Source organism: Streptomyces sp. LUP30 (assembly GCF_001746365.1).
GTDB lineage: Bacteria > Actinomycetota > Actinomycetes > Streptomycetales > Streptomycetaceae > Streptomyces.
In genome coordinates this window covers 20,811-42,830 of sequence record NZ_MJAJ01000069.1, presented here as the reverse complement: position 1 = coordinate 42,830, position 22,020 = coordinate 20,811, and the positions used below count along the sequence as shown (strand labels likewise).

Below are 22,020 nucleotides of genomic sequence, written 5' to 3'. Positions count from 1 at the left end.
GGAAGGCGCCGAGGCCATGGCGGCGGGGGCCGCCGGCGGCATGCCGCCCATCCGCTGACGCGCCCCGCCCGGCCCCGGCCGGGAGCGGGGCGGCGCCGAGAGGTCGGCCGAGCCGCCGGTGACGGCCTCCGGGTAGGCGCTGCCGGGGAGCGGCACGGAAGGGGAAGCGCCATAGCCCGTCGGCGCCCCAGCCGCGACCGGGAAGCCGCCGCCCACCGTCACGGAGCCGGGGGCGCGAGCGCCGGTCCCGTCGGTACGGGCGCCTGCCCCGTCGTAGCCGGCGAACAGGTCGGCCAGGCCCGTCGGCGGCTCGCGCCAGCCGGACGGCACGGGGGAGGGCTGACGGCGTCCGATGCGCATCGAACGAAGTCTGGGCAGGTCGGTACGGCGCCGCAGGTCGGCGGTGGCCAGCGCGATGCGCACGCCGGTCCAGTCCTCGCCGGTGCGTTGGGCGACGGAGGCCCGCAGCACCAGACGACCGCTGCCGTCGCCCGGGCGGTGGCTGAGCCGGTAGGCCGGCGCCCACACGGCGCCCGGCACCGCGTACTCGACCTCGACCTCCACCTCGGCGCCCGCCTCTGCCTGTGCCTCTTCCGCGCCCGCCGTCGGATCGACGCAGACGTCGAAGGTCAGGACCGCCGAGACCGTCGTCCGCACCTGCGCGGGCGGTGCGTCGGTGGAGGCGCGGTCGAGCCGGTCCGAGGCGACCAGGAACGCGTGCTCGGCGCGTTCCAGCGCCTTCTCCAGCTCGACGAGACGGGCATGCAGTCCGGTCAGCCGCTCGTCGACGAACTCGGCGAACTCCAGCCAGGCGTCCACGGGGGTGCGGCGGTGCGGGTCCTCCCGTCTGCGTGCGGGCGGGACCGGGCGCAGCGCGCTGACCTCCTCGACCAGACCCCGTTGCCGGTCCCGGCGACCCTGTGCGGCCGCCCACTCGTCGCGCAGCCGCTCCACTTCACGTCGCAAGGCGTCGGACCCCACGTCGCCGAGCGGCTCGGCCTCGACCTCCACCCGCGCCTCGACGACGCGTGCCGCGCGGGTGCCCGTGACACGGGCCCGCAGGGATCCCGGGTCCAGCGAACGGGGCAGTCCCGTCACCCGGACCCGGCCGTCCGGCGGCATGCTGCCCCGGGCCAGCCGGCGGCAGAGGGCCCCCTGGGAGTACACCACCACCGCGTCGAGGACCGACCCCCACCGCTGTGCCGTCTCAGCCGTCATGTGCTCCGTCCCCCGTCACGCCGGTTTGAGGTGAAGCCTAGTGGTGGGCCGTCGGCCGCGGGCGGGCGGAAGGAAGTACGCGGTGCCATCGACGGGACGGTGGCTCAGCCGGCGCGCAGGCCCCGGTCGGCGAAGCCGATCAGCCACTCGAAGCTCTCGTCGACGTCGGCGCTCCACTGGAAGCCGTTGGCCGACTGCAACGTGGCGAAGCCGTGGCAGAGGCTGCGGAGCATGCGCAGGGCGTGGTCCACGTCGGACTCGGCGATGTCGTAGCCGCGCAGGACCGCCGTGAACGCGGCCAGCAGCCGTTCGCCCTCGGTGGCCAGCGGATCGTCCGGGCCGGACGGTTCCACGCCGATGGTGGCGGCGTACCGCCCGGGGTGCTCCACGACGAAGGCGCGGAAGGCGCGCGCCGCGGCCCCCAGGGCGTCTCGGCCCGCGCGCCCCTGGACCGCGACGCCGACGGCGTCGGCGGCCTCGCTCAGGGCCAGGACCGCGATACGGCGGTTGAGGTCGTCCTGACCGCCCACGTGCTTGTACAGGGACGGGGTGCGCACGCCGACGCGCTCGGCCAGCAGGGCCATCGTCAGCCGGTCCAGACCCACCTCGTCGGCCAGGGCGGCGCCGGCCGCGACCACGGCGGCCCGGTCCAGACCGACCCTAGGCACGAGGGGCGTCCGATCGGAGGAAGGCGAGCACCAGGGAAGCCACCTGGTCGGGGAGCTGGTGGTGCGGGTAGTGCCCCGCGCCCTCGATCATCTCGAGCCGGCCGAGGCCGGACGGCAGGGCCTCGACGACCGCCGAGCCCTCGGCATGGGGGTCGGCCCAGTCGGGGTCGAGCGTGCCCATCACGACCAGGACCGGGCAGCGGACGGCGCCGAGCTGCGCGCCCGCGTCGGTGGGCGCGCTGCGGCCCATGCCCTGCATCGCCTTCATCCGGCCCGGCTCGCGCAGCCGGGACTCGAAGAGGCCGAGCCGCTCGGCCCAGTCGGACGGCTTCGCACCGGGGTAGGCGATGTCGAGATACGAGCGCCAGAGCGGCACGCTGCCGAACACGCCTGCGCCGAGCAGTCGCAGCAGGCTCTGCCGGAATCGCTTCACCCGGAGGTCGCCGAGACGCAGCGACTGCTTGCGGGTGAAGGGCGCCAACTCGACGACGGCGGTGATCAGGGAGGGGTCCTGCGCCGCGGCGATGGTGGCGGCGCCGCCGGACACGGAGTGGCCGACGAGGACGGCCGGGCCGCCCAGATGGCGTACGACGGCGAGCAGATCGCCGGCGATCGCGGTGCGGCTCCAGTCCGGCCAGTCGACGCTCGACTCGCCGCAGCCGCGCAGGTCGACGGCGGCGACCCGGTACCCCGCCGCGACGAGCGGGGGAACGACGGCACGGTAGGCGGCGCGGCTGTCGCCCATGCCGTGCGCGAGCACGATCAGGGGCCCGGACCCCGCCACCTCGTAAGCGATCGTGCCGCCGTCGACGGCCAGGTACTCGGTCATGGCATCCCCAGATGTTCGGCTAATGTTGTTAGCCAAAAGCTAATCGCATTAGCCACGCTTGTCAACGGCCAGGTTTCCGGCGGCTGTTGGCCGAGCTCTCGCGGGGCGTCGGCCGGCCCTCGGCGGGGTGGCGCCCGGGTCGCGGCCGGGTGATCGTCCTGGAGAAAATCTGTAGTGGCGGGAGTAGACATGGGCTCACTGCAGAGCTAGAGTTTCTGGCGTACGCAGAAAGTCGAAGGAAGAGGCGCGGCCGACACGAGCTCGCCGCGCATGCAGGACCAGCAGGACACGGCCCATGCGGGTCGTGAGCAGTATCCGTGTAACCAGCAGTGAAACCGAGTGATCGAAGGTAAGGAGCGCACGCCATCAGGATCGCCCGGGCGAGGAAGCAGTCCGCCCGGGTACCGCAGGCCCCGGATTGGAAGGTGGTCCCCGGTCACGCATCCGCGATCCCCGCAGCCGCACCCTCCCGGGTGCACCCTGCGGAACAAAATACCGGCGCAGTCAGCCGGCAGATGGTGTTGAAGGCTCGGGGCCCGGGTGCCGGCATGGCGCCCGGGCCCCCCGACGCGTCTTTTGGAAGAAGAGGTCTATGCCCCCTCGCAGTACCCCATCCGTCGCCCCCATCGACGACGACGACTATCCCGCCTACACCATGGGCCGGGCGGCCGAAATGCTCGGCACCACGCCCGCTTTCCTCCGTGCCCTCGGCGAGCACCGGCTGATCACCCCCCTGCGCTCCGAAGGCGGCCATCGCCGCTACTCCCGCTATCAACTGCGCGTCGCGGGCCGGGCCCGCGAACTCGTGGACCAGGGCACCCCGATCGAGGCGGCCTGCCGCATCGTCATCCTCGAGGACCAACTCGAAGAGGCCCAGCGCATCAACGACCAGCTGCGCGCCCAGGACGGCCCACCGCATCCCACGACCTCGACCGCCACCTCCTCCTGATCCGTCGGACGGCGCCGATCCCGGCCGCCCGACGGGCCTTCGTCCCACCGTGTGCACCGCGTCGGCGCGGGTATCCGCTCCGCACTGCGAGTTTCGGGGACCGGCCCCGAACCCGACCGGGAGAGGTGCACCCCATGTCCGCGTCCCTCGTGGAGACCGTCGATGTCGAAGCCCCCGTCAGCGTCGCCTGGGGCCTGTGGAGCGATGTGACACGGTGGCCGTCCTTCCTGAGCCACGTACGTCTGGTGGAACGGCTGGACGACCGCCGTTTCGCCTGGCAGCTGCAACTGCCCGGCGCCGACAAGAACTTCGTGGCCGAACTGACCGAGGTCGTCCCGCAGGACCGCATCGCCTGGCGCACCGTGGAGGGCGTCGAGCACGCGGGCGTGGTCACTTTTCACCGGCTGAGCGACACCACGAGCCGTGTGACGGTGCAGATCGAGTACGACCCCAAGGGGTTCGTCGAGCATCTCGGCGCGCTCACCCATCTCGACTCGGTCCTCGCCAACTACGACCTCGGCGAGTTCCAGAAACTGGCCGAGAAGACTGCGGCGTCCTGACCCGCGAGAGCGCCGAGGGCTCAGGCCTTCAGGTCTCAGGGCCCCGGGCCTCCGGCGGCAGGCTGCCGCACGCGCACCCGACGTCGTGGCGCGTGCGGGCGTCGGCCGGGGCAGCCCGCCCCGACGGTCCCGAACGGGCTGCGACCGCACGGCGTGCGACGGGTCGTCAGGGAGCGTGGCAGGGCTACTTGCTCTGCACCAGCTGGATCAGGTTGCCGCAGGTGTCGTCCAGAACCGCGGTGGTGACCGGGCCCATCTCCAGCGGCTCCTGGGTGAAGCGCACCCCGAGCCCGCGCAGCCGGTCGAACTCCGCCCGTACGTCGTCCACGGCGAAGGACGTGGCGGGAATGCCGTCCTCGACCAGTGCCGTCTTGTACGGACGTACCGCGGGATGGCCGGAGGGTTCGAGCAGCAGCTCGGTGCCGTCGGGGTCCTCCGGCGACACCACGGTCAGCCACCGGTGCTCGCCGAGGGGGACGTCGTGCTTCTTCACGAAGCCCAGCGCGTCCGTGTAGAAACGCAGCGCCGTCTCCTGGTCGTCGACGAAGACGCTGGAAAGGTGGATCCTCATGGGGTGCTCTCCCGTGGGTCGGGCCTGAGCCACCGGGTCGCGATGCGCTCTAGGGGTCCGGTGTTCAGATCGTGGAACTTGTAGCGGCCCTCGCGCCGGGAGACCACCAGGCCCGCCGCTTCGAGGACGGCCAGGTGCTGACTGATCGCCTGGCGGGACAGCCCGAGGCCGTGTCTGGTCACCAGCCGGGCGCAGATCTCGAACAGTGTCTGGCCGTCCCGCTCCACCAGCTCGTCGAGGATGCGCCGACGGGTGGGGTCGGCCAACGCCCTGAACACGTCCTCCGCCATGGCGCCCATGATAGGCAAGTGCTCGCTTGCCTATCAAGGCGCCGCCGCCGGACGGAGCGCGCACGTCCTGCGGTCGTTGAGCCCTTAACATCTCCGTCGCGGACGTGGGGCACGCGTGTCCGCGGGACGGAGAGCCCAAGACCCAGGAGGCGGAAGTGACACGTGACCGAATCGGACTCGCCGAGGTGCTTGCCGCCGCGGAGGACGCGGCGCCGGTGGGCTCTCTCGACGTCGTGGCGCGCAACCTGCGCGACCGGTTCGGCGCGCGCTACGTGTCGTTCCTCTTCCTCGACGTCGTCGGCCGGCGCCTGCTGCGGGTCAGCGACAGAACGGCCGGGCAGGACGGGCGCCGCACCGGTCGGGTCCCCCTCGAAGGCAGCAGCGTCTACGACGACGTCCTGCGCACCCAGAAGCTGGTGCAGGCGCCGCAGGGCGACCAGGGGCAGCGGGTGCTCGCCCCCGTCACGAACCGCGGCGACGCCATCGGCGTCCTGGAACTGTTCCTCACCGAGGTCACGGAGGACGTCCTGGAGCAGGTGGAGGAGGTCGCGCAGGCGCTCGCGTACATCATCGTCACCGACCGCAGATTCACCGACCTCTACCACTGGGGCAATCGCACCACCTCGGTGAGCCTGGCCGCCGAGATCCAGCGTCAGCTGCTGCCCTCGGCCCCCTCCTGCGAGGCCGCCGAGTTCGCCCTCGCCGGGGCTCTGGTCCCGGCCTCCGACATCGCCGGCGACACCTACGACTACTCCCTCGACCAGGAGGCCCTCCACCTGTCCATCACGGACGCCATGGGCCACGACGTCGACGCCTCGCTGATGGCCACCCTGCTGGTGAACGCCTCGCGCGGGGCCCGGCGCGCCGGGGCGGACCTGGCCGAACAGGCCCGCCAGACCCATCAGGCGCTCCTCGACCACGGCCGGCGGACCTTCGCCACCGGGCAGCTGCTGCGCATACCTCTGGACGGCACCGGCGCGCAGCTCGTCAACGCAGGCCACCCCTGGCCGCTGCGGCTGCGCGACGGCACGGTCGAGGAACTGCGCCTGACCGTGAACCTGCCCTTCGGCGTCGTCGGCCAGGGCCCGTACCTGATGCAGGACGTCGACCTGCGCCCCGGCGACCGTCTCCTGCTCTACACCGACGGCATGCAGGAACGTCAGGCGGAAGCGGTCGACCTGGCCGCCCTCCTGCGCGACACGGCGTCCGAGCACCCGCGTGAGGTGGTGCGCGCCCTGGTCCAGGAGGTCACCCTGGCCTGCCACGGCCATGTGAGAGACGACGCCACCGTGCTCTGCCTGGACTGGCACGGCCCCGACCGCGGTGACCGCCTCGCGAACGCCGGAGCCGACGCCTGAACGACGTGCACGCCCCGCGCGCAGCCGCCGGCCCTGCCCCCGGTCCGGCCGCCGACCGATGAGCCCTCGCCGCCCGAGCCGGGATGGCGCCCGGCCCCGCTCACCCGCCGACGGCGCGGCGCGAACTCGCCCGTCCGAAGGCGCTCGCCGTGCGCTGCGGCGGGTAGCGCTGAGCGGCCCAGGGCCTGCCTGCGGTCGCGATGACGGCGCACAGGGCGGGCCGGCGCGGTACAGCGCCACGGCCGGTCCTCACGGGCTCTCCCCGGGTTTGCGTCCCCAGGCGGTGAGCATGCCGGCCGACAGCGCGGTGCAGTCGTCGGAGGCCAGGTAGCGGATCGCGGCGTCCACGCCCGCGTCGTCGACCAGCCCGGTCGCGAGCATCGCCGCCCGGCTGCGCTCCCAGGTGTCCGCCCAGAAGCGGCTGAGGGGACTGCCCGGCGTCAGCGGCGGCACATGGATCTCGGCGGCGACCGGGACGAGCCCCGCGCCGCGCAGCAGCCACGGGTACGACGGCACCCAGGAGACATCGGTGCCGATGGTGGCCCTCAGCCCCTGCCACATCGCCCGCATCGCTGTGCTGCAGGGCGTGGCGGGCGTCAGGTCGCTCGTGAGGTCGACCGCGTCGCTGAGCACCAACAGGCCGCCGGGCGCGACGAGTTCGGCCAGCGTGCCGAGCAGGCGGTCGCGAGCGGGCAGATGCATCAGCACGAATCGGGCGTGGACGAGCGAGAACCGGCCCGGCACGGCCTCCGGGTCGGTGATGTCGGCCTCCAGCACGTCGAGCCCGGGTGTCGGCCGGGCGTCCAGGAAGCGCGTGTCGCGGTCCACGGCGAGCACGCTCGCCACGCCGGCCTCCTCCAGCAGCCGCCGGGAGACGGTGCCGGTGCCGGCGCCCACGTCGAGGCAGTGCCAGCCCGGGCCGACCCCGAGCGCCCGCAGCCGCGCCATGGTGATGTCGTCGTAGGCGAGCGCGCCGAAGTCGATGCGCTCGCCCTCGCCCGCCTGCTCCGGCCGGAAGACGGCCTCGCCGTAACGGCCGTCGCCGGCCCCTTCCCCGCGCCGGGCGGCGGTCATGGGGCGGTCCGGGGTCCGCCGCCGGTCCTGACGTGTCCGGAGGACCGCCCCGCGAGGGCCGCCGACGGCGGATCGCCGTGCAGGGGGTCGTCGAACGGCGGGTCGTCGAACGGCGGGGTGTCGGACAGTGCCATGGCGGACCTCTTCACGCGGTGGGGCGGTACCGGGCGGAGCCACTCCCGGGCCGCCGCCCCCGCGATCCTTCACCAGCGCCCGTCAGAACGACCGAGGCGCGCCGAGTCCGAGCCGATCGGCCCTGCGGCCTTCCGACCCACGACCTGCCCCGGCACGGCCTCCGGGCGTCCGACGGCACGGTTCCTCCGACGTTCTTCCCGCGTTCCCGCGTTCCCGCGTTCCTTCAGCGATTCCCGGCTCCTTCCGCGCGCCCGGGAGTCCCGAGAAGACCCGCAGGCGCGCGGAGACGGCGGCGTGTCGTGCCCGGCCACCGCTCCGGGCGCCGCCGAGGGAACGGCCTCAGCAGGTGGGGACGTCGGAGAGCCAGGCCGGGCCCTTGATGTAGATGTTCGTCAGCCAGGAACCGTCGGTCAGCTTCGACCAGGCGTCGTTGGTGTAGCCCTCCGCGGTCACCTCCTGGGCGTGCGCCTGGCACACCACGTTGATCGCGGTCGGCTGCGCGAAGTAGTCGACGACCGCGGCGTTGACGTTCGGCTCGCTGTGGGTGCGCACGCCCGTGCCCCACGTCTGGTGCGCCTTGCTGCCACCGGTCGGCGGCGGAGTGCTGCTGCCGCCGCAGTCCGGGATGCCGGGCAGCTCGGCCGGGCCCTTGATGTAGATGTTGGTCAGCCACGAGCCGTCGGCCAGCTTGGACCAGATGTCGTTCGTGTAGCCCTCGGCGGACACGGTCTCCGCGTGCTCCTGGCACTGCACCGACACCTGGGTCGGCCCGGCGAAGGTGTCCACGACCGAGGAGCGCACGCTCGGCGTGGAGTGGGTGCGCACCCCCGTCCCCCAGGTCTCGAAGGTCGTGCCGCCGTCGGCGGGCGGCGGGGTCGGGGTGCCGGACCCGTTGATCCGGATCGCGCCGGCGTAGTCGCCGCCGGTGCGGACCGGCGCGACCCGGATGTGCGTGCCCGACTCGTACGCCTCGACCATCTGCCCGCCGCCCAGGTACATGGCGACGTGGTGGACGTGACCGGTTCCCCAGAACATCAGGTCGCCGGGCAGCAGCGGCGCGGTCCCCTGGGCGGCGGAGAAGCGGGCGACGGCCTGCGAGCTGTGGAACTGGTCGTCGGCCGTGCCGTTGAGCAGGTCCTTGCCGGTCGCCTGGTAGTACGCGTAGCGCATCAGACCGGAGCAGTCGAAGCCCTTGCGCTCGTTGTCGTGCGCGCTGTCGGGGTCCGAGCCGTCGTAGTAGCCGTAGGTGGCGCCCGGCGTGGCGCCGTGGCCGCCGCCCCAGCTGTACCAGACGCCGATCTGGGAACAGGCCGCGGACACGGCGGCCTGCGCGGTGGCCGTCGCGCCCGGCGCGAGGACACCGCAGGAGGCGGCGGGCGCGGCGTGGGCCGGGGCGGAGAAGAACGCGGAGAGGGCCAGAACCGAGGCGCCCAGGATCGCGCCGCTGGTCCGGCGGCGCGCGCTGGTGATCTTCAAGGGAACTCTTCCTTCGTCGACGTGACGTCACCGGCGTCTGCGGTGACGGCGGAGAGAACGGGGCGTGCCGCACCCACCCCCGTGGGATGCGGCACGCGGCTAGAGGACGAGCGCCGCGCGCATCTTGGCGAGGCCGCGCATGCGGTTGCGCTGGACCGTGCCGCGGTGCGCGCCGAGCCGCTCCGCGGCAGTGTCGTGGCTGAGGCCTTCCAGATCCACGAGGATCACCGCGGCGGCCTCCTTCTCGGAGAGCACGCTCAGCAGCGCGAGCGCGGTCGCGGACGCCTCGTAGACGCCGAGTCCGCCGTCCCAGCCGGACTCGGGCAGCCGGTCGCTGGTGTGCTCGCGCCGGGAGGGCCTGGTCCAGGAGTCGCGCAGCAGGTTGGCGGCGACGGCGCACGTGTAGGCGTACGGATGCTGTTGCTGGGTCAGGGACCGGGCGCGGGCTCGCCGGGAGAGCCGCAGATACGTCTCCTGGAGCAGATCGTCGGCGTCGTGCGGATTCCCCGTCAGCGCCAGGAGCCTTCTGCGCAGCCGCGGCATGTCGGCAGTGAAGGAGGCGTCGAACTCTCCCGGACTCATTCTCTCGTCGTCCGCACACGATGGTGGCGGACAGGACGCGTTGCTGAACTCCATTTCTTCTCCCCCTCGGTCGGATGTGTCATGTGCTGCGCCGTGCCGTGCCCGCGGTGGTCAGGCCGTCGGGCAGGGCGGGGCGGCGGGGCCGTAGCGGGCGGCCGGGGCGCTGAGCAGCAGGGCCCAGTAGCGGTCGCCGTAGGACCAGTGCCACCACTCGGTCGGGTAGTTGACGAACCCCGACGACGTGAGGGCCCGGGCCATCAGCGCCCGGTTCGCACGCGCCTCGGCGGCGATGCCGGGGGCTTCGGTGCGACAGGCGCCCGCGCTCTCCTCCGGGGTCGCGTTGACCTCGGTGCCCAGCGGCAGTTCGCGGCCGTCACGGTCGCACAGCGTCAGGTCGACCGCTCCGCCGCTGACGTGCGGCGCCACCTCCGGAGGGGAGATGTAGGCGCTCGCCAGCTCCCGGATCCGCTCGGGCGCCGCGTCGGGATGCACCCCTCGCATCGTCGCCGCGTACTGCTCGAAGTAGCGGCGCTGGAGGTCCGGCGGCCGGTATCCCTCCACCACCAGGAACCGGACACCGGCCGGCAGCATGCGCTGCGCCCGGACGAGTCGCCGCAGCGCGCCCGACCTCAGATGGGCGTAGCTGCCGTCCTCGTCGGCCTGCCGAGGGTCGAGCCGCAGGCCGCCGCTGCCGCGCAGGTCGACGAGCGGCTCACCGCATTCGTCCTCCGCGACGGCGGCGACCCGAGGGTCGGAGAGCGTGATGATGTCTGTCACGGGAGAAGCGTCCCCCGGGCCGCTGCAAATGCTCTGCAGGTTGCCTGCAAGCATGCGACCAGGCCTTTTACAGCGGGGCCGGGTTAACCGGCGTCGACGGCCCGCTCACGGGCCTCACGGCAGTCCAGCTCCCGGAAGACCGCGATCGCTTCGGACCGGGCCGCCCGCGCGCGGGCCTCGTCGCCGTCCGCCGTCCACACCTGCGTCAGGTCCCAGAGCGTGCGCGCCCGCCACAGCGGCAGCCGCAGCGCCTCCCAGCCCGCCAGTGCCCGCTCCAACGGCTCCCGTGCGCGGTCGGGTTCGCCGGCCGCCAGGTGCCGTTCGCCGAGGGTGCGCAGGACCAGCGCCTCGCCGAACCGGTCCTGGCGCTCGTGCGCCACCGCGAGGCACCGGTCGAGCCGGGCGGCCGCCTCCTCCAGCCGGCCCTGCCGCAACTCCACCTTGGCCAGCGACTGTTCGGCGTACATCACGCCGAACGTGTCCCGCAGGCCGGTGAAGATGCGCAGCGCGTCGTGCAGCAGTGGTTCGGCCTGCTCCAGCGCGCCCTCGGCCCGGTGGCACAGGGCCAGCGACCGCAGGGTGAGCGCCTCGCCGTGCCGGTCGGCCTGCGCGCGGTACAGCTCCAGCGCCCGGGTCAGGGCCTCCCAGGCCTGCGGACCGCGTCCCTGCTCCCGGTGCACGTACCCGATGCCGTACAGCACGCGGGCGCGGGCGCCGCGCTCGGCGTCCGGCCCGTACCGGTCGAGCGCCGCGTCGAGCAACCGGAGCGCCTCGGTGTACCGGGCCTGTTCACGCCGGGCGGTGCCCATACCCGCCAGCGCCACCGCCGCGCCCTGCGACGGGCCCCCGCGCTCCTCGAACAGTCGCAGGGCTTCACTGAACCGGGCGTACGAATCCTCGAACTCGTCCTGTTCGTAACAGAGTTGTCCCAGACCGTTGAGCAGCCACGCCTCGCCCTCGCCGTCCTCGCTGCGGCGCACCGCCGCGATGGCCGCCGTGTGCGAGCGGGACCATGCGTCGAACTGGTTGTACAGCGCGGCCGAACTCGCGATCAGCGCCCCGGCCAGGTCCCGGGCGGGCCGGTCCAGCCGGTGGTCGGCGCAGTACTCCACCGCCGCCAGCAGGGAGGCCTGTTCGGCGGCGAACCAGGCCGCGGGCCGCTCCAGCAACGACTCCTCGGTGTCCGTGTCGAGGGGGTGCACGGTCGCCGGCTGCGGGAAGTACCTGACCGCGCCGCCCGGGCCGCGCGCTGCCGCCTTCTCGGCGAGCCCCAGCCAGCAGCCCACCAGCCGCAGCACGGCCGCCTCGCGCTGTTCCGCGCTCTCCTCGGACAGACAGCGCTCACGGGCGTGTTCACGGGCCAGGTCATGGATGCGATAGCGGTTGCGGCCCGTCTCGTCCACGCCGATGACGTCGATGAAGTGGCAGTCCACCAGCCGCTCCACCGCCTCCTCGGCGTCCTCGGTGTCGATGTCCAGCAGGGGAGCGGCGATCCAGCCTGCGAAGTCGGGCAGGTCGAGCAGGGCGAGCCGGCGCAGCGCCCGGCGCTCCTGAGGGTCGAGATCGGCGTAGCCGAGCTCCAGGCTGGTGCGCAACTCCAGGTCCCCGGCGCGTAGTTCGTTCAACCGGCGGCGTTCGTCGCGCAGCCGCCCGGCGAGCTGCCCCGGCGCCCAGTGCGGGCGGGCGGCCAGTCGGGCTCCGGCGATGCGCACGGCCAGCGGCAGCCGGCCGCACAGCGCGACGATCTCGGCCGCCCGCTCGGGTTGCGCGCCGGTCCGCTCCCGGCCCGCCACGCGCCGCAGGAGTTCCAGCGCCTCCTCCGAGCCCGGGACGGCCAGGTCCAGGTGGGCCGCGCCTTCCAGGGCCACCAGCCGGCGGCGGCTGGTCACGAGCACCGCCGAGCCGGGGCCCGGCGGCAGCAGGGGCCGTACGTGTGCCTCGCCGGCCGCGTTGTCGAGGATCAGCAGAATGCGCCGGTGCCCGATGTGCGTGCGGTACAGGCCCGTGAGCTCCTCGGCGGAGCCGGGCAGCGTCTTGGGGTCGGCGCCCATGGCCCGCAGCAGCCGGGCGAGCGCGTCGGCCGGCTGCAGCGGCGCGGTGTCCGCGGCCCGCAGGTCTATGAACAGCCGTCCGTCGGGGAAGAGTTCGGCCGTGCGGTGACCGACGTGCACGGCCAGGGCGGTCTTGCCGGTACCGGAGCGTCCCGAGATCACGCAGATCGGCGGCGCGGTGCGCTCGGCGTCGTCCACACCGCGCAACAGTGCGTCGGCCCACTGGATCTGCTGTGTGCGACCGACGAAGTCGGCGATGTCGGGCGGGAGGTGGGAGGGAGCGGGCGCCGGGCGACCGGCCTGTCCGGGAGGAGACGCCGGGGGAGCGGCCGCCTGACGCGCCGTGGGAAGCCCGGCCGGCCGCGCGGCCGCCGAGCCGGCGTCCGTGCCCAGCAGCGCGGTGTCGTTGGTCAGCACCGCCTTGTGCAGGGCCCGCAGTTCAGGGCCGGCGTCGATGCCCAGCTCGTCGCGCAGGGCCACGCGGCCCTCCTGGTACGTGCGCAGCGCGTCGGAGACCCGCCCCGTGCGGAACAGCGCCGTCATCAACTGGCCGCGTGGTCCCTCCCTGAGCGGGTGGGCGGCCACGTGCGCGAGAAGCGGTGCGATCGTCCGGTCCGCGTGTCCGAGCGTCAGCTGCAGTCCGAAGGACTCCTCCTGTGCGACCAGGCGCAGTTCCGCCAGCCGTGCGGCCTCGATCCGGGCGAACGACTGGCCGAGGCCTTCGAGGGCCTCCTGCCCCCGCCACAGTCCCAGCGCCGAGGCCAGCAGGTCGGCGGCCTCGTCCGGGCGGCCGCCCGCGGCCGACGCCCGGCCCGCCGCGAGCAGTTGCTCGAACCGGCGGGCGTCGACCTGCGAGGGGTCGAGTTCGGCGAGATAGCCGGGCGGCCGGGTCCGGATCGCCTCGGCCCCGCCGACGCGGGCCAGCGCACGCCGGACGGCGGAGACATGCGTGGCGACGAGAGCGGCGGCGGTGGCGGGAGCCTGCTCGTCCCAGACGAAGTCCACGAGCCGTTCGGTGGAGAGCACCTGGCCGAGATGGACGACGAGCGCGGACAGCACGGCCAGCGGTCGGACCCCACCGAGCGGGGCCCGCCGGTCCCCTGCCCACACCTCGACCGGACCGAGTAGTCGTACCTCGAGCATGAGTCCCCGATCGCTGTACCGTTCCCGCACCGCGGAGCGCGCCAACGATATCGGCGGGCGTCGTTCGGAGGATGCCGGGCGCGGGGCCGCCTGGCCGGATCCGGCCGGTGAGCCGCAGCGGACACACCCTCGCGCGGGCCGGGCGCCGGGGCGGACACGGCGGCCCGTGGGTTCCCGCCCGCGGCGGCACTTGGCCGGATTCGATGGGCGCGAGACGGGTGGCTCGTCCGAGGGACGGCGCGCAGGAGGCGTTCGTATGAGCCCGCCGGCCCGGAAGAACCGTTCGGATCCGGGGTCATACGAACGCGGCGTCCAGGGCGTCAACGGCTCGAAAGCACCGCCTCCGCTCGATCGGGCCCGGCTCGATCAGCTTCCGTTTCGACCGTTCTCCGTTCGATCCGTCTCCGGGAGGGAGCCGATGAAGCGCACCGACGTCGCCCGCCGGCCGGCCGTGAACACCGTCGCCGGCACCACCGCGACCGCACCGTCCCCGACGGCACGACCGGCCCGGCCGGCCCGCCTGCCAGGGCGCCTGCCCCGACGCGCCACCGCCACGATGTGCGTGGTCGCGGCCGTCGCCTCCCTCGCCCTGACCGCCTGCACGGCGCAGGGCGACACGGCCGGCCGCACCTCCCGGGCCGCCGTCGCCGACGCCTCCGCGGCGCAGCCGGGACTCAGCTGGGCCGAGGACCTGAGGATCTCCGACGCCGAACAGCACCTCATCACGCAGTGCATGAAGGCGCACGGATTCCGCTTCTGGGACGAGCAGCGGCTGAGCCTGGCCGAAAGCCGCCCCCTCGGCTATGTCCAGGACGACGTGCACTGGGCGCGCACCTACGGCTACGGCAGCCGAATCCTGTCCAAGGAGGACCGCGCCCGCCTCGGCAACCCCAACATCGCCTACCGCAAGACCCTTTCCGCAGACCGGCAGCGCGCCTACGACGCCGCGATGGACGGCGGCCGCGAGGCCGAGCTCCTGAGGACCGAGGCGCCGACCGGCGGCACGATCACCAAGCAGTCCGGCGGGTGCACCGGCGAGGCCGAGAAGGCGCTGTACGGCGACCCGGCGAAGTGGTTCGCGGCCGACACGACCGTCAGCAACCTCCGCCCCCTGTACGTGGACAAGCTGCTGAAGGACGGGCAGTTCACCCGCGCGGTGCGCGCATGGTCGCGCTGCATGCGAGACGCCGGCCACCCTTACGCCGACCCGGCCGCGGCCCGCCAGGCCACACGGGAGCACAGCGCACAGCAGAGCCCGGCGGAGGAGGCGCGCACCTTCGCTGCCGAAACCCGCGTCGCCGTCGCCGACGCGACCTGCGCCCGCACCGCCTCCCTCCGGTCGATCGGCCGGCGGCGAGAGGCCCACTACGTCGCCGGACTCACCGGCACCTACGGAAAAGCCCTCGACGCCTACGCGCGGATGAAGCGGCTCGCACTCACCCGAGCCGAGCGGATCGTCACCGCCCGTACCTGACCCGGCCTCCCGCCCGCTCCCGTCCCGGCTTCCCGCCGGCACCCCCTCCATCAGGCAGAACAGGAAATCCGCCATGCGCAGACCGACCGCCTCCTTCGCCACGCTCGGACTGGCCACCCTCGCTCTCACGGCCCTGGGCGTCGCCCTTCCCGCGACCGCCCAGGCGAGCGCGGCCTGCGACGCCAACTGGAACAGTCACGGCCGCGACGGCAACGTGCGGGCCTGGCGGGACATCAACTGCCAGGGCGAGCTCCTGGGCGTGACCCCCGGCAGCGACCCGGACTGGTGGGACACGACGGGCCCCTTCCAGGGCAACGACGGCGACGCCGCCTCCTCCGTCATGAACAGCGGGTACGTCGGCGGCAAGGACGTGGTCGCCTTCTACTTCCGCCTCAACTACCTCGACACGGGATACGGCTGCCTCAAGCCCGGCGAGCTCTACGTGGACGACCTGACCCGCAGCCGGTTCACCAACGGCCACACCATGAACGACAGCATCGTGTCGCACACCTGGGTGAGGGAGAGCGCCTGCGCGCCGGGCTCCTTCATCAGCTGAGGCTCGGGGGCACCCCCCCGGCCTCCCCGTTCTTCCGGGCCGTCGTGCCACGGATCACGCTCCGCGACGACCCTCGCGGCGATTCCCCTCATCACCTTCATCACCCTCATCACGCCTCCGACGAGGCAGAACAGGACGTCCGTCATGCGCAAACTGACCATCTCCCTCGCCACGCTGGGTCTCGCCGCACTCGGCATCGCCCTCCCGGCCACCGCCCACGCGGGCCCCGGCTGCAACGCCAACTGGAACAGCCACGGCCGTGACGGCAACGTGCGCGCCTGGGACGGCACCGACTGCGGCGGGACCCTCCTCGGCGTCACGCCCGGCAACGACTCCGACTGGCAGGACGCCTTCGGCCCCTTCCAGGGCTCCGACGGCGACGCCGCGTCGTCCGTCATGAACAGCGGCAACGTGGGCGGCAAGGACGTCGTCGCCTTCTACTACCTGAAGGGGTACGACGACCACGCCTACGGCTGCCTCAAGCCGGGCGAGCTCTACGTGGACGACCTGAGCCGCTCCAAGTTCACCGACGGCGTGCACAACATGAACAACAACATCCGCTCGCACGTGTGGGTGGCGGCGAGCGCCTGCGCGCCGGGCTCCTTCATCAGCTGACCCGCATCCGGTCACGGCCCGCCGGACTCAGCCCGGCGGGCCGTGCCGACGGCCCCGCGGGGGGAGGGCCGTCCGCCGGCGTCAGCGGCTCTTGCGCACCCGGGCCGCGGCCCGGGCTTCCGCCGCTTTGCGGGCCTCGGCGGCCTTGCGGGACTCCTTCGCGGGGCGGCCCGGACGGGTGCCGATGCCGCGGAAGGGGGCGTTGCCGCCACCGCTCTTCGTCCCGGCCGGCGGTCGCTTCGCCCCGGTGATGGCGCTCAGCTTCTCCTCACCGGAGCGCACCTGCGTGACCGTGGGCCGGACGCCGGCCTCGGACATCATCCGGTTCACGTCGCGCCGCTGGTCGGGGGTGACCAGGGTGACCACGCGCCCGGACTCCCCGGCGCGCGCCGTGCGCCCGCCACGGTGCAGGTAGTCCTTGGCGTCGGCCGGCGGATCGACGTTGACGACGAGGTCGAGCGCCTCGATGTGGATGCCCCGCGCCGCGACGTTCGTGGCCACCAGCACGGTGATCTCGCCCTCCTTGAACCGCGCGAGCGTGTGCGTGCGCTGCGGCTGCGACTTCCCGCTGTGCAGGGCGGCGGCCCGGACGCCGGCCGCGCGCAGGTGGCGGGTGAACTGGTCCACGCCGGCCTTGGTGTCCAGGAACATCAGGACCCTGCCGTCCCGCGCGGCGATCTCGGTCGCGGTGGCGTACTTGTCGGCGGCGTGGACGTTCAGGACGTGGTGGTCCATCGTGGCGACCGAGCCCGCGATCCGGTCGACCGACACGACGACCGGGTCGTGCAGGTGGTCGCGCACCAGCTGGTCGACGTTGCGGTCGAGCGTGGCCGAGAACAGCAGCCGCTGCCCGTCGGCGCGGACCTGGCCCATGAGGTCCGAGACCTGCGGCAGGAATCCCAGGTCGCACATCTGGTCGGCCTCGTCCAGGACCGTGATCCGCACCTGGTTCAGATGGCAGTCGCGGCGGGACACCAGGTCGGTCAGCCGACCCGGCGTGGCGATGACCACCTCGACGCCGGCCCGCAGCTGCGCCTGCTGACGGTTGATGGACAGACCGCCGACCACCGTCGCCAGCCGCACGTTCAGCGTCTGCGCGTACGGCGCCAGCGCTTCGCCGACCTGCTGCGCGAGTTCCCGGGTCGGCACCAGCACCAGGGCGAGCGGCCGCTTCGCCTCCGCTCGCACACCCGCCGTCCGCGCGAGCAGTGCCAGACCGAAGGCGAGCGTCTTGCCGGAGCCGGTCCGCGCGCGGCCGAGGACGTCACGGCCGGCCAGCGCGTTGGGCAGGGTCGCCGCCTGGACGGGGAAGGGTTCCGTCACGCCCAGGCCGGTCATCGTCTCCAGCAGCGCCGGGGGCAGCCCGAGTGCGTCGAAGGAGGCGGCCGGCGGCAGGCCGGGGGACACCGCCTGCGGCGTGGACAGGTCGTCGTTCGGACCCGTCGTCCGCGGGAGCCTGCCGGCCTGCGGGAGTCCGGGTTCCGGCAGCTGCGCGTTCATGGGGAGCCTTCCTGGTCTGACGCCCGGAACGCGCCGGGGCCCGTACCCCTCGGTACGGGCCCCGGCGGTGTCGAAGCGTGCCCCCAGTTTACCAGCGGCCGGCGCACGGGCGTCCGGCCGCCAGGGGCGCCGGGAGGCGCCGGTCAGAAGCTGCCGTAGTTGACCTGCCAGGTCGGCAGACCCATCCGGCGCCACACGGCGACGACGCGGTCGCGGTCGTCGAGCGAGACCCGGACCGCGAAGCGGTGGCGCACATGACGGTCGAAGAGCTCGGCCTTCACCACGTCGTCGCGGCGGCCGTCGCCGGCGGCGCGCATCCACAGCTCGTCGTACGGGACCTCGTGCGCACGCAGCCACGCCTCCGTCCTGCCGCGGTGCTCCTCGCCGCGGCCGGAAAGCAGCACGACGACGTCGCCGTCGGCGCTGCGGAAGGAACGCAGCGCGCCGCGCACCGACTCGTTGAGCAGGTCCTCCTCGCAGCGGGTGAAATCGAAGGGACCCCGGTCGCCCCGGAGGGCGAGCGTGCCGTCGATGTCGCACATGACCGCCGTCGGCAGCGTCGGGTCCGCGCGGTACGGCTCGACGGGAGGCTGGTCGTTCATCCACTCCGCGGTGAGCCGCCAGCCGCCTCGCCTGGACTTGGCGTGCTTGTCGGCGAGGATGCGGATGATCTCCTCGCCGACCGCTCCGTCCCGCTCGGCGTCGCGCCGTACGCACTCCTCCACCGGGACGTCGGTGAAGTCGTGCACGACGAAGGTGGCCAGTCCCGCCACGGCGGCCTTGAGCCGCTTCGGTATGTGCGGCGTCATGTGCGTGTTGTCCACCACGACGTCGAAACCGTCGTCGACGGCCGCCCGCACCGCCGCGTCCTGGATCGCCAGCACGGTCTGCTCGTGCGCGTACGACCGGCCTCCCTCGGGCGCGGGCACGTCGAGCATCGCCCGCAGATCGTCGAGGTTGACACGGCGCATCCGGCCCTCGGACTCCGCCTGCAACCTGCGCGCGGCGGTCGTCTTCCCGGAGGCCGGCAGGCCTGTCATGACGTGTACTACGGGCACGGTCAGTTCTCCTCGTCGGTCTGGAACGGGTCGGACGCCTCCGGCCGGACGGAACGGTAGGTCACGAGCTCGGTCGGACGCCCGTCCAGGCGCAGGAACATGGCGGGGCGCAGGGCCGGATCGGGCAGCGCCCCCACGGCGCGGGCGAACGCTCCCCGGTCGCCCGCGAGCGGCGCCAGGGAACGGAACGCGTCGTCGATCGCCCGCTCACGGTCCTCCACCTGCTTCTCGATGCCCGCGACGAGGGCGCGCACCCACGCGTCGAACTCGTCGGGCACCTGTTCCAGCAGCGCGTCCAGGGGACGGCCGCCGGACGCCTCGACGTCGTCGGCCGAGCAGCCCAGCGCCTGAGCCACCTGCTTGGCGGGCAGACCCGCGAACCGCTGGACGCCGTGACCGCGCCAGACGTCCCGCTCGCTCACGCCGGTGAGGACCTTGTGGAGTCGGACGTACTCGGCGAGCTTCGCCTTGGCCCGCACGCCCGAGGCGAAGCGCAGCACGAACCCCTCGGCCTCGGTGCCGGTGGCCGCCCGGCCGCCGGGCAGCCGGTTGGCCTCGGCCAGTGCCAGCAGCTCGGACAGCGGCATGGCGGGCCACGCCGTGACGACCGATCCGATGCCATGCCAGTGCGGCGCGGCGTCGGCCAGGGCGACTTCCGTGCCGTCCTTGGCGATGGCGGCCAGCAGTACCAGATCGCGCCGCTCGCCGTAGTCGACGACGATCCGGTTCTGCGGGTACAGGATCTCGGCGAGGTAGGTCACGCCGGGGACGAGAGCGGAGGTGTCCTTGCCGTCGAGCAGCCGCTGCGCCCAGGCGGCCTGGGCGCTGATGAACGAGCCCTTGGACGCGACGCGCCACCGGCCGGCGTAGTGGAAGACCACGGCCAGGCTGCCGTCGACCTTGTCGTACACCTCGAACGGCTCGTCGGGCAGGCCGGGCGCGTAGGGCTGACCCGCTTCGTGCTCACCGACGTTGAAGAACTTCGGCAGCGGCAGCGCGACGATCTCCCCGGTGCCGTCGTCGGCCACCAGGCCGCGGCAACGGGTGGTCACCCGGTTCCACACCCGCTCGTACTGGCACGTCCGCGTGTACGTGTAGATCGACAGCGGCAGTTCCGGGTGCGCCTTGCGCGTGACGTGCCCCGCGTCGAGCGCCGCCGCCAACTCCTGCGGCGGCAGCAGCTCATGAAGAGTCAGGTGGTCCTGGCTCATGGTGTTCCTCCCCTTGCCGGTCCCTGATTGTCACGTGCGGGGAGGGCGGCAGGACACCGAATTATGCTTCGGGCGCCGGGGGAGAGACGCAGGTCATGGCAGTGTCCAGGCCGTCGGGAGGACGGTCGGCGGACCGCGTCGTCCACGTCGTCCTGGTCGCCGTCAAGGGTGGGCCTGGATCGCGGTGACGGCCTCGTCGAGGGTGCCGGGCGGCCGGCCGAGGACGTCCTGGAGATCGTCGGCCTGCCGCCCTGCAGCGCCGCACGGACCGGCTCCCGAGCCGGCCCCGGCCCCCGGGCGCGCGCGCCGGTCCCGGCGGGCGGCCCGTGACCGTGCCGTCAGGGGGTGCTCGGGCCGCCCGCTGCCAGGGCCTCCGTCGCCGCCCGCCGCAGCGCACGGGTCGTGACCCAGCGGTTCTTCCCGCCGGCCAGGTGCGCCACGGCACGGCCCACCCATTCCGGGTCGCCGAGGAGATGGAGCTTGCCCTCGTCGACGAGCTTCCGCAGCAGGTACTCCAGCCGGAGGGAGTCCACCGCCCGGTAGGGGCGCATGTGCTGGTCGAAGCGCAGCAGGCATTCCTCGTACGGCTGACGCAGCGTCATCCGCATCCAGCCGCCCTCGCGCCTGGCGACCGTTCCCCTGGGCGTGTACACGCCCCTGGTGTCGGTGTTCCAGGAGTGTCTGCCCCAGGTGATCCAGATGCCGGTCATGATCCTGGACCACGGGATCGGCCGTCCCTCGGAGTCCGGCTGGTGCTGGTACAACCCGTCGGGGCGGAACTCCACCCAGTGGGCGCCCGGTCGAGCGGCGTCACCGACCCCCCAGCGGCCGTCATTCAGTTCCAACGGTCCCAGGAACGTACGGTCCTTCACCATGCGGTCATTGCATCACGTCCGCCATGAACCGCGGCGCTGTCCCCGCCCGTGGATTCCCTCCGGCCGTGCCCGCAACTCCCTTACGGGCAGGGCCACTTCGGGTGTCGTCTCCGACGAGGACCATCGGGGAGGGGGCCGCTGCGGCCCGACCTCAGGCGGACGGTTCCGACAGGTCGAGGTCGTTGTCCTGGTCGCTCGTGGCAGGCGCGGTGGCCCGCCACTGTCCGGGGGTCAGCAGACGGGTCCGCGCGGCCAGACGGCGCAGCGCGGCGACGGCGCCGTCGTCCAGCGACGCTCCGCTGTAGCCGACGTACGCCACGACGCCCGGGGCCGGCTCCCAGACCAGCGCGCCGTTGCCGCCGAGGGCGGACGTGACGACCGCGGGCTTGCCGTGCACGGTCCCCGCCGTTCGCACGGGGGCTGCGTACAACCCGTCTTCGAGGCCGCCGCACCGGGCGACGCCGGTGAAGGTGAGGCCCCCCGAGAGTTCCTCGGACTCACCGGTCGCCTTCGAGCCGTAGCGGGCTTCGAGCAGATCGACCGGGCGGGAGACTCCCTCGGAGACGACGGAGAGTCCCGGCGGCGGGTCGACGGCGGGGCGGCCCGAGACGACGCCGGTGCCCGCGGCGACGGCGGTCAGGCCGGATCGCGGCAGGTCCCCGCGTACGCGTGCGTACGAGCCCGCGAGGGGGCAGGTGATCTCGTGCTCGCGGGCCCGCCCCGAGACGTCGCCGACCCGGACCGGGCGTCCGTCGGACGGCGCCGCCACGGGGAACGTGACCACCGCGCCGTGCCGCCCCAGAGACCCGCCCGCGCGCCGTACGACCACGGTCCAGGGTCCTGCGTGCGCGGTCCGGTCATGCTTGATCAGGGTGGCGCCCCGAGGCAGGGACAGTCCCGCGATCACCAGGCCGGGGGTCTGCCCCGCTCCGACGACGGCGTCCGCGCCGCCGGGGAAGGGGCTGCCGGACGGCGACGGCGGCGGCGAACTCCCGGCCGCCGCTGAGGACATCCCCCATGGGTGCAGTCTGCCCCAAGCGGCCGCCCGCC

Annotated in this window: 22 protein-coding genes; 6 read left to right on the top strand and 16 right to left on the bottom strand. The window is 73.5% G+C overall.

Annotated elements, in window-relative coordinates:
* The 3 genes from BG482_RS36285 to BG482_RS36275 all read right to left on the bottom strand — a co-directional run.
* Window positions 1-1,218: DUF4139 domain-containing protein (locus BG482_RS36285; RefSeq protein ID WP_141746701.1), on the bottom strand; the 1,218-nt coding region annotated here is incomplete at its 3' end.
* A gap of 104 nt (window positions 1,219-1,322) precedes the next feature.
* Entirely contained in the window at window positions 1,323-1,856 is a 534-nt protein-coding gene (locus BG482_RS36280) for a TetR/AcrR family transcriptional regulator (RefSeq protein ID WP_069773475.1), read from the bottom strand.
* A gap of 22 nt (window positions 1,857-1,878) precedes the next feature.
* Complete coding sequence (locus tag BG482_RS36275) at window positions 1,879-2,715, bottom strand: alpha/beta fold hydrolase (protein WP_069773474.1); 837 nt, start codon at window positions 2,713-2,715, stop codon at window positions 1,879-1,881.
* Window positions 2,716-3,307: 592 nt separating this feature from the next.
* On the opposite strand from BG482_RS36275, the gene BG482_RS36270 reads away from it, so the two are divergent.
* Together BG482_RS36270 and BG482_RS36265 are read left to right on the top strand one after the other, a co-directional pair.
* Window positions 3,308-3,664 carry a MerR family transcriptional regulator gene (locus BG482_RS36270; protein WP_069773473.1) on the top strand — a complete coding sequence of 119 codons (357 nt, stop codon included), beginning with the start codon at window positions 3,308-3,310 and terminating at the stop codon, window positions 3,662-3,664.
* A gap of 134 nt (window positions 3,665-3,798) precedes the next feature.
* A complete protein-coding gene (locus BG482_RS36265; RefSeq protein ID WP_069773472.1) occupies window positions 3,799-4,224 on the top strand; it encodes an SRPBCC family protein in 426 nt (141 codons plus the stop codon).
* Between the two features lie 184 nt (window positions 4,225-4,408).
* Here BG482_RS36265 and BG482_RS36260 read toward each other — a convergent pair whose 3' ends face one another.
* Both BG482_RS36260 and BG482_RS36255 read right to left on the bottom strand, forming a co-directional pair.
* A complete protein-coding gene (locus BG482_RS36260) occupies window positions 4,409-4,795 on the bottom strand; it encodes a VOC family protein (protein WP_069773471.1) in 387 nt (128 codons plus the stop codon).
* Window positions 4,792-5,085: a helix-turn-helix transcriptional regulator gene (locus BG482_RS36255; RefSeq protein ID WP_069773480.1), complete on the bottom strand. Its 294-nt coding sequence runs from the start codon at window positions 5,083-5,085 to the stop codon at window positions 4,792-4,794. The genes BG482_RS36260 and BG482_RS36255 overlap by 4 nt, the downstream gene beginning before the upstream one ends.
* Window positions 5,086-5,240: 155 nt before the next feature.
* Between BG482_RS36255 and BG482_RS36250 the strand changes: the two genes are divergently transcribed.
* Window positions 5,241-6,443 carry a PP2C family protein-serine/threonine phosphatase gene (locus BG482_RS36250; RefSeq protein WP_069773470.1) on the top strand — a complete coding sequence of 401 codons (1,203 nt, stop codon included), beginning with the start codon at window positions 5,241-5,243 and terminating at the stop codon, window positions 6,441-6,443.
* Between the two features lie 249 nt (window positions 6,444-6,692).
* Here BG482_RS36250 and BG482_RS36245 read toward each other — a convergent pair whose 3' ends face one another.
* The 6 genes from BG482_RS36245 to BG482_RS36225 form a co-directional block, all read right to left on the bottom strand.
* Window positions 6,693-7,517, bottom strand: coding sequence for a class I SAM-dependent methyltransferase (locus BG482_RS36245; RefSeq protein WP_069773469.1), 825 nt, complete (start codon window positions 7,515-7,517; stop codon window positions 6,693-6,695).
* Window positions 7,514-7,651, bottom strand: a complete 138-nt coding sequence (locus tag BG482_RS44365) for a hypothetical protein (protein ID WP_176741557.1) — start codon at window positions 7,649-7,651, stop codon at window positions 7,514-7,516. Before BG482_RS44365 ends, BG482_RS36245 begins: the two co-directional genes overlap by 4 nt.
* A 340-nt stretch (window positions 7,652-7,991) precedes the next feature.
* Window positions 7,992-9,128, bottom strand: a complete 1,137-nt coding sequence (locus tag BG482_RS36240) for a C40 family peptidase (RefSeq protein WP_069773468.1) — start codon at window positions 9,126-9,128, stop codon at window positions 7,992-7,994.
* Between the two features lie 99 nt (window positions 9,129-9,227).
* A complete protein-coding gene (locus tag BG482_RS36235) occupies window positions 9,228-9,764 on the bottom strand; it encodes an RNA polymerase sigma factor (protein WP_069773467.1) in 537 nt (178 codons plus the stop codon).
* A gap of 57 nt (window positions 9,765-9,821) precedes the next feature.
* Window positions 9,822-10,487 (bottom strand): M15 family metallopeptidase, encoded by a 666-nt coding sequence (locus tag BG482_RS36230; protein ID WP_069773466.1) that lies wholly within the window; start codon window positions 10,485-10,487, stop codon window positions 9,822-9,824.
* A gap of 83 nt (window positions 10,488-10,570) precedes the next feature.
* Window positions 10,571-13,681 carry a BTAD domain-containing putative transcriptional regulator gene (locus BG482_RS36225; RefSeq protein ID WP_069773465.1) on the bottom strand — a complete coding sequence of 1,037 codons (3,111 nt, stop codon included), beginning with the start codon at window positions 13,679-13,681 and terminating at the stop codon, window positions 10,571-10,573.
* Window positions 13,682-14,099: 418 nt separating this feature from the next.
* On the opposite strand from BG482_RS36225, the gene BG482_RS36220 reads away from it, so the two are divergent.
* From BG482_RS36220 to BG482_RS36210, 3 genes are all read left to right on the top strand, one after another.
* Window positions 14,100-15,155, top strand: coding sequence for a hypothetical protein (locus BG482_RS36220; protein WP_079142594.1), 1,056 nt, complete (start codon window positions 14,100-14,102; stop codon window positions 15,153-15,155).
* A gap of 73 nt (window positions 15,156-15,228) precedes the next feature.
* Window positions 15,229-15,711, top strand: coding sequence for a hypothetical protein (locus BG482_RS36215; protein WP_069773464.1), 483 nt, complete (start codon window positions 15,229-15,231; stop codon window positions 15,709-15,711).
* 144 nt (window positions 15,712-15,855) lie between these two features.
* A complete protein-coding gene (locus BG482_RS36210) occupies window positions 15,856-16,326 on the top strand; it encodes a hypothetical protein (RefSeq protein ID WP_069773463.1) in 471 nt (156 codons plus the stop codon).
* 81 nt (window positions 16,327-16,407) lie between these two features.
* On the opposite strand, the gene BG482_RS36205 is transcribed toward BG482_RS36210, so the two are convergent.
* The 5 genes from BG482_RS36205 to BG482_RS44360 form a co-directional block, all read right to left on the bottom strand.
* Window positions 16,408-17,826 (bottom strand): DEAD/DEAH box helicase, encoded by a 1,419-nt coding sequence (locus BG482_RS36205; protein WP_069773462.1) that lies wholly within the window; start codon window positions 17,824-17,826, stop codon window positions 16,408-16,410.
* A 143-nt stretch (window positions 17,827-17,969) separates the two neighbouring features.
* Complete coding sequence (locus tag BG482_RS36200; RefSeq protein WP_256096592.1) at window positions 17,970-18,884, bottom strand: AAA family ATPase; 915 nt, start codon at window positions 18,882-18,884, stop codon at window positions 17,970-17,972.
* A gap of 2 nt (window positions 18,885-18,886) precedes the next feature.
* A complete protein-coding gene (locus tag BG482_RS36195) occupies window positions 18,887-20,095 on the bottom strand; it encodes an RNA ligase (RefSeq protein ID WP_069773460.1) in 1,209 nt (402 codons plus the stop codon).
* 338 nt (window positions 20,096-20,433) lie between these two features.
* On the bottom strand, window positions 20,434-20,970 hold the full coding sequence (locus BG482_RS36190) for a hypothetical protein (protein ID WP_069773459.1): 537 nt from the start codon (window positions 20,968-20,970) through the stop codon (window positions 20,434-20,436).
* Window positions 20,971-21,121: 151 nt separating this feature from the next.
* Window positions 21,122-21,982: a hypothetical protein gene (locus BG482_RS44360; protein WP_069773458.1), complete on the bottom strand. Its 861-nt coding sequence runs from the start codon at window positions 21,980-21,982 to the stop codon at window positions 21,122-21,124.
* Between the last annotated feature and the right edge of the window lie 38 nt (window positions 21,983-22,020).

Excerpts from the sequence above, each read along its gene's own strand:
- BG482_RS36275 (WP_069773474.1), bottom strand. The coding sequence starts at position 2,715 with ATGACCGAGTACCTGGCCGTCGACGGCGGCACGATCGCTTACGAGGTG.
- BG482_RS36270 (WP_069773473.1), top strand. The coding sequence starts at position 3,308 with ATGCCCCCTCGCAGTACCCCATCCGTCGCCCCCATCGACGACGACGAC.
- BG482_RS36265 (WP_069773472.1), top strand. The coding sequence starts at position 3,799 with ATGTCCGCGTCCCTCGTGGAGACCGTCGATGTCGAAGCCCCCGTCAGC.
- BG482_RS36260 (WP_069773471.1), bottom strand. The coding sequence starts at position 4,795 with ATGAGGATCCACCTTTCCAGCGTCTTCGTCGACGACCAGGAGACGGCG.
- BG482_RS36255 (WP_069773480.1), bottom strand. The coding sequence starts at position 5,085 with ATGGCGGAGGACGTGTTCAGGGCGTTGGCCGACCCCACCCGTCGGCGC.
- BG482_RS36245 (WP_069773469.1), bottom strand. The coding sequence starts at position 7,517 with ATGACCGCCGCCCGGCGCGGGGAAGGGGCCGGCGACGGCCGTTACGGC.
- BG482_RS44365 (WP_176741557.1), bottom strand. The coding sequence starts at position 7,651 with ATGGCACTGTCCGACACCCCGCCGTTCGACGACCCGCCGTTCGACGAC.
- BG482_RS36235 (WP_069773467.1), bottom strand. The coding sequence starts at position 9,764 with ATGGAGTTCAGCAACGCGTCCTGTCCGCCACCATCGTGTGCGGACGAC.
- BG482_RS36225 (WP_069773465.1), bottom strand. The coding sequence starts at position 13,681 with ATGCTCGAGGTACGACTACTCGGTCCGGTCGAGGTGTGGGCAGGGGAC.
- BG482_RS36220 (WP_079142594.1), top strand. The coding sequence starts at position 14,100 with ATGAAGCGCACCGACGTCGCCCGCCGGCCGGCCGTGAACACCGTCGCC.
- BG482_RS36215 (WP_069773464.1), top strand. The coding sequence starts at position 15,229 with ATGCGCAGACCGACCGCCTCCTTCGCCACGCTCGGACTGGCCACCCTC.
- BG482_RS36210 (WP_069773463.1), top strand. The coding sequence starts at position 15,856 with ATGCGCAAACTGACCATCTCCCTCGCCACGCTGGGTCTCGCCGCACTC.
- BG482_RS36205 (WP_069773462.1), bottom strand. The coding sequence starts at position 17,826 with ATGAACGCGCAGCTGCCGGAACCCGGACTCCCGCAGGCCGGCAGGCTC.
- BG482_RS36195 (WP_069773460.1), bottom strand. The coding sequence starts at position 20,095 with ATGAGCCAGGACCACCTGACTCTTCATGAGCTGCTGCCGCCGCAGGAG.
- BG482_RS36190 (WP_069773459.1), bottom strand. The coding sequence starts at position 20,970 with ATGGTGAAGGACCGTACGTTCCTGGGACCGTTGGAACTGAATGACGGC.
- BG482_RS44360 (WP_069773458.1), bottom strand. The coding sequence starts at position 21,982 with ATGTCCTCAGCGGCGGCCGGGAGTTCGCCGCCGCCGTCGCCGTCCGGC.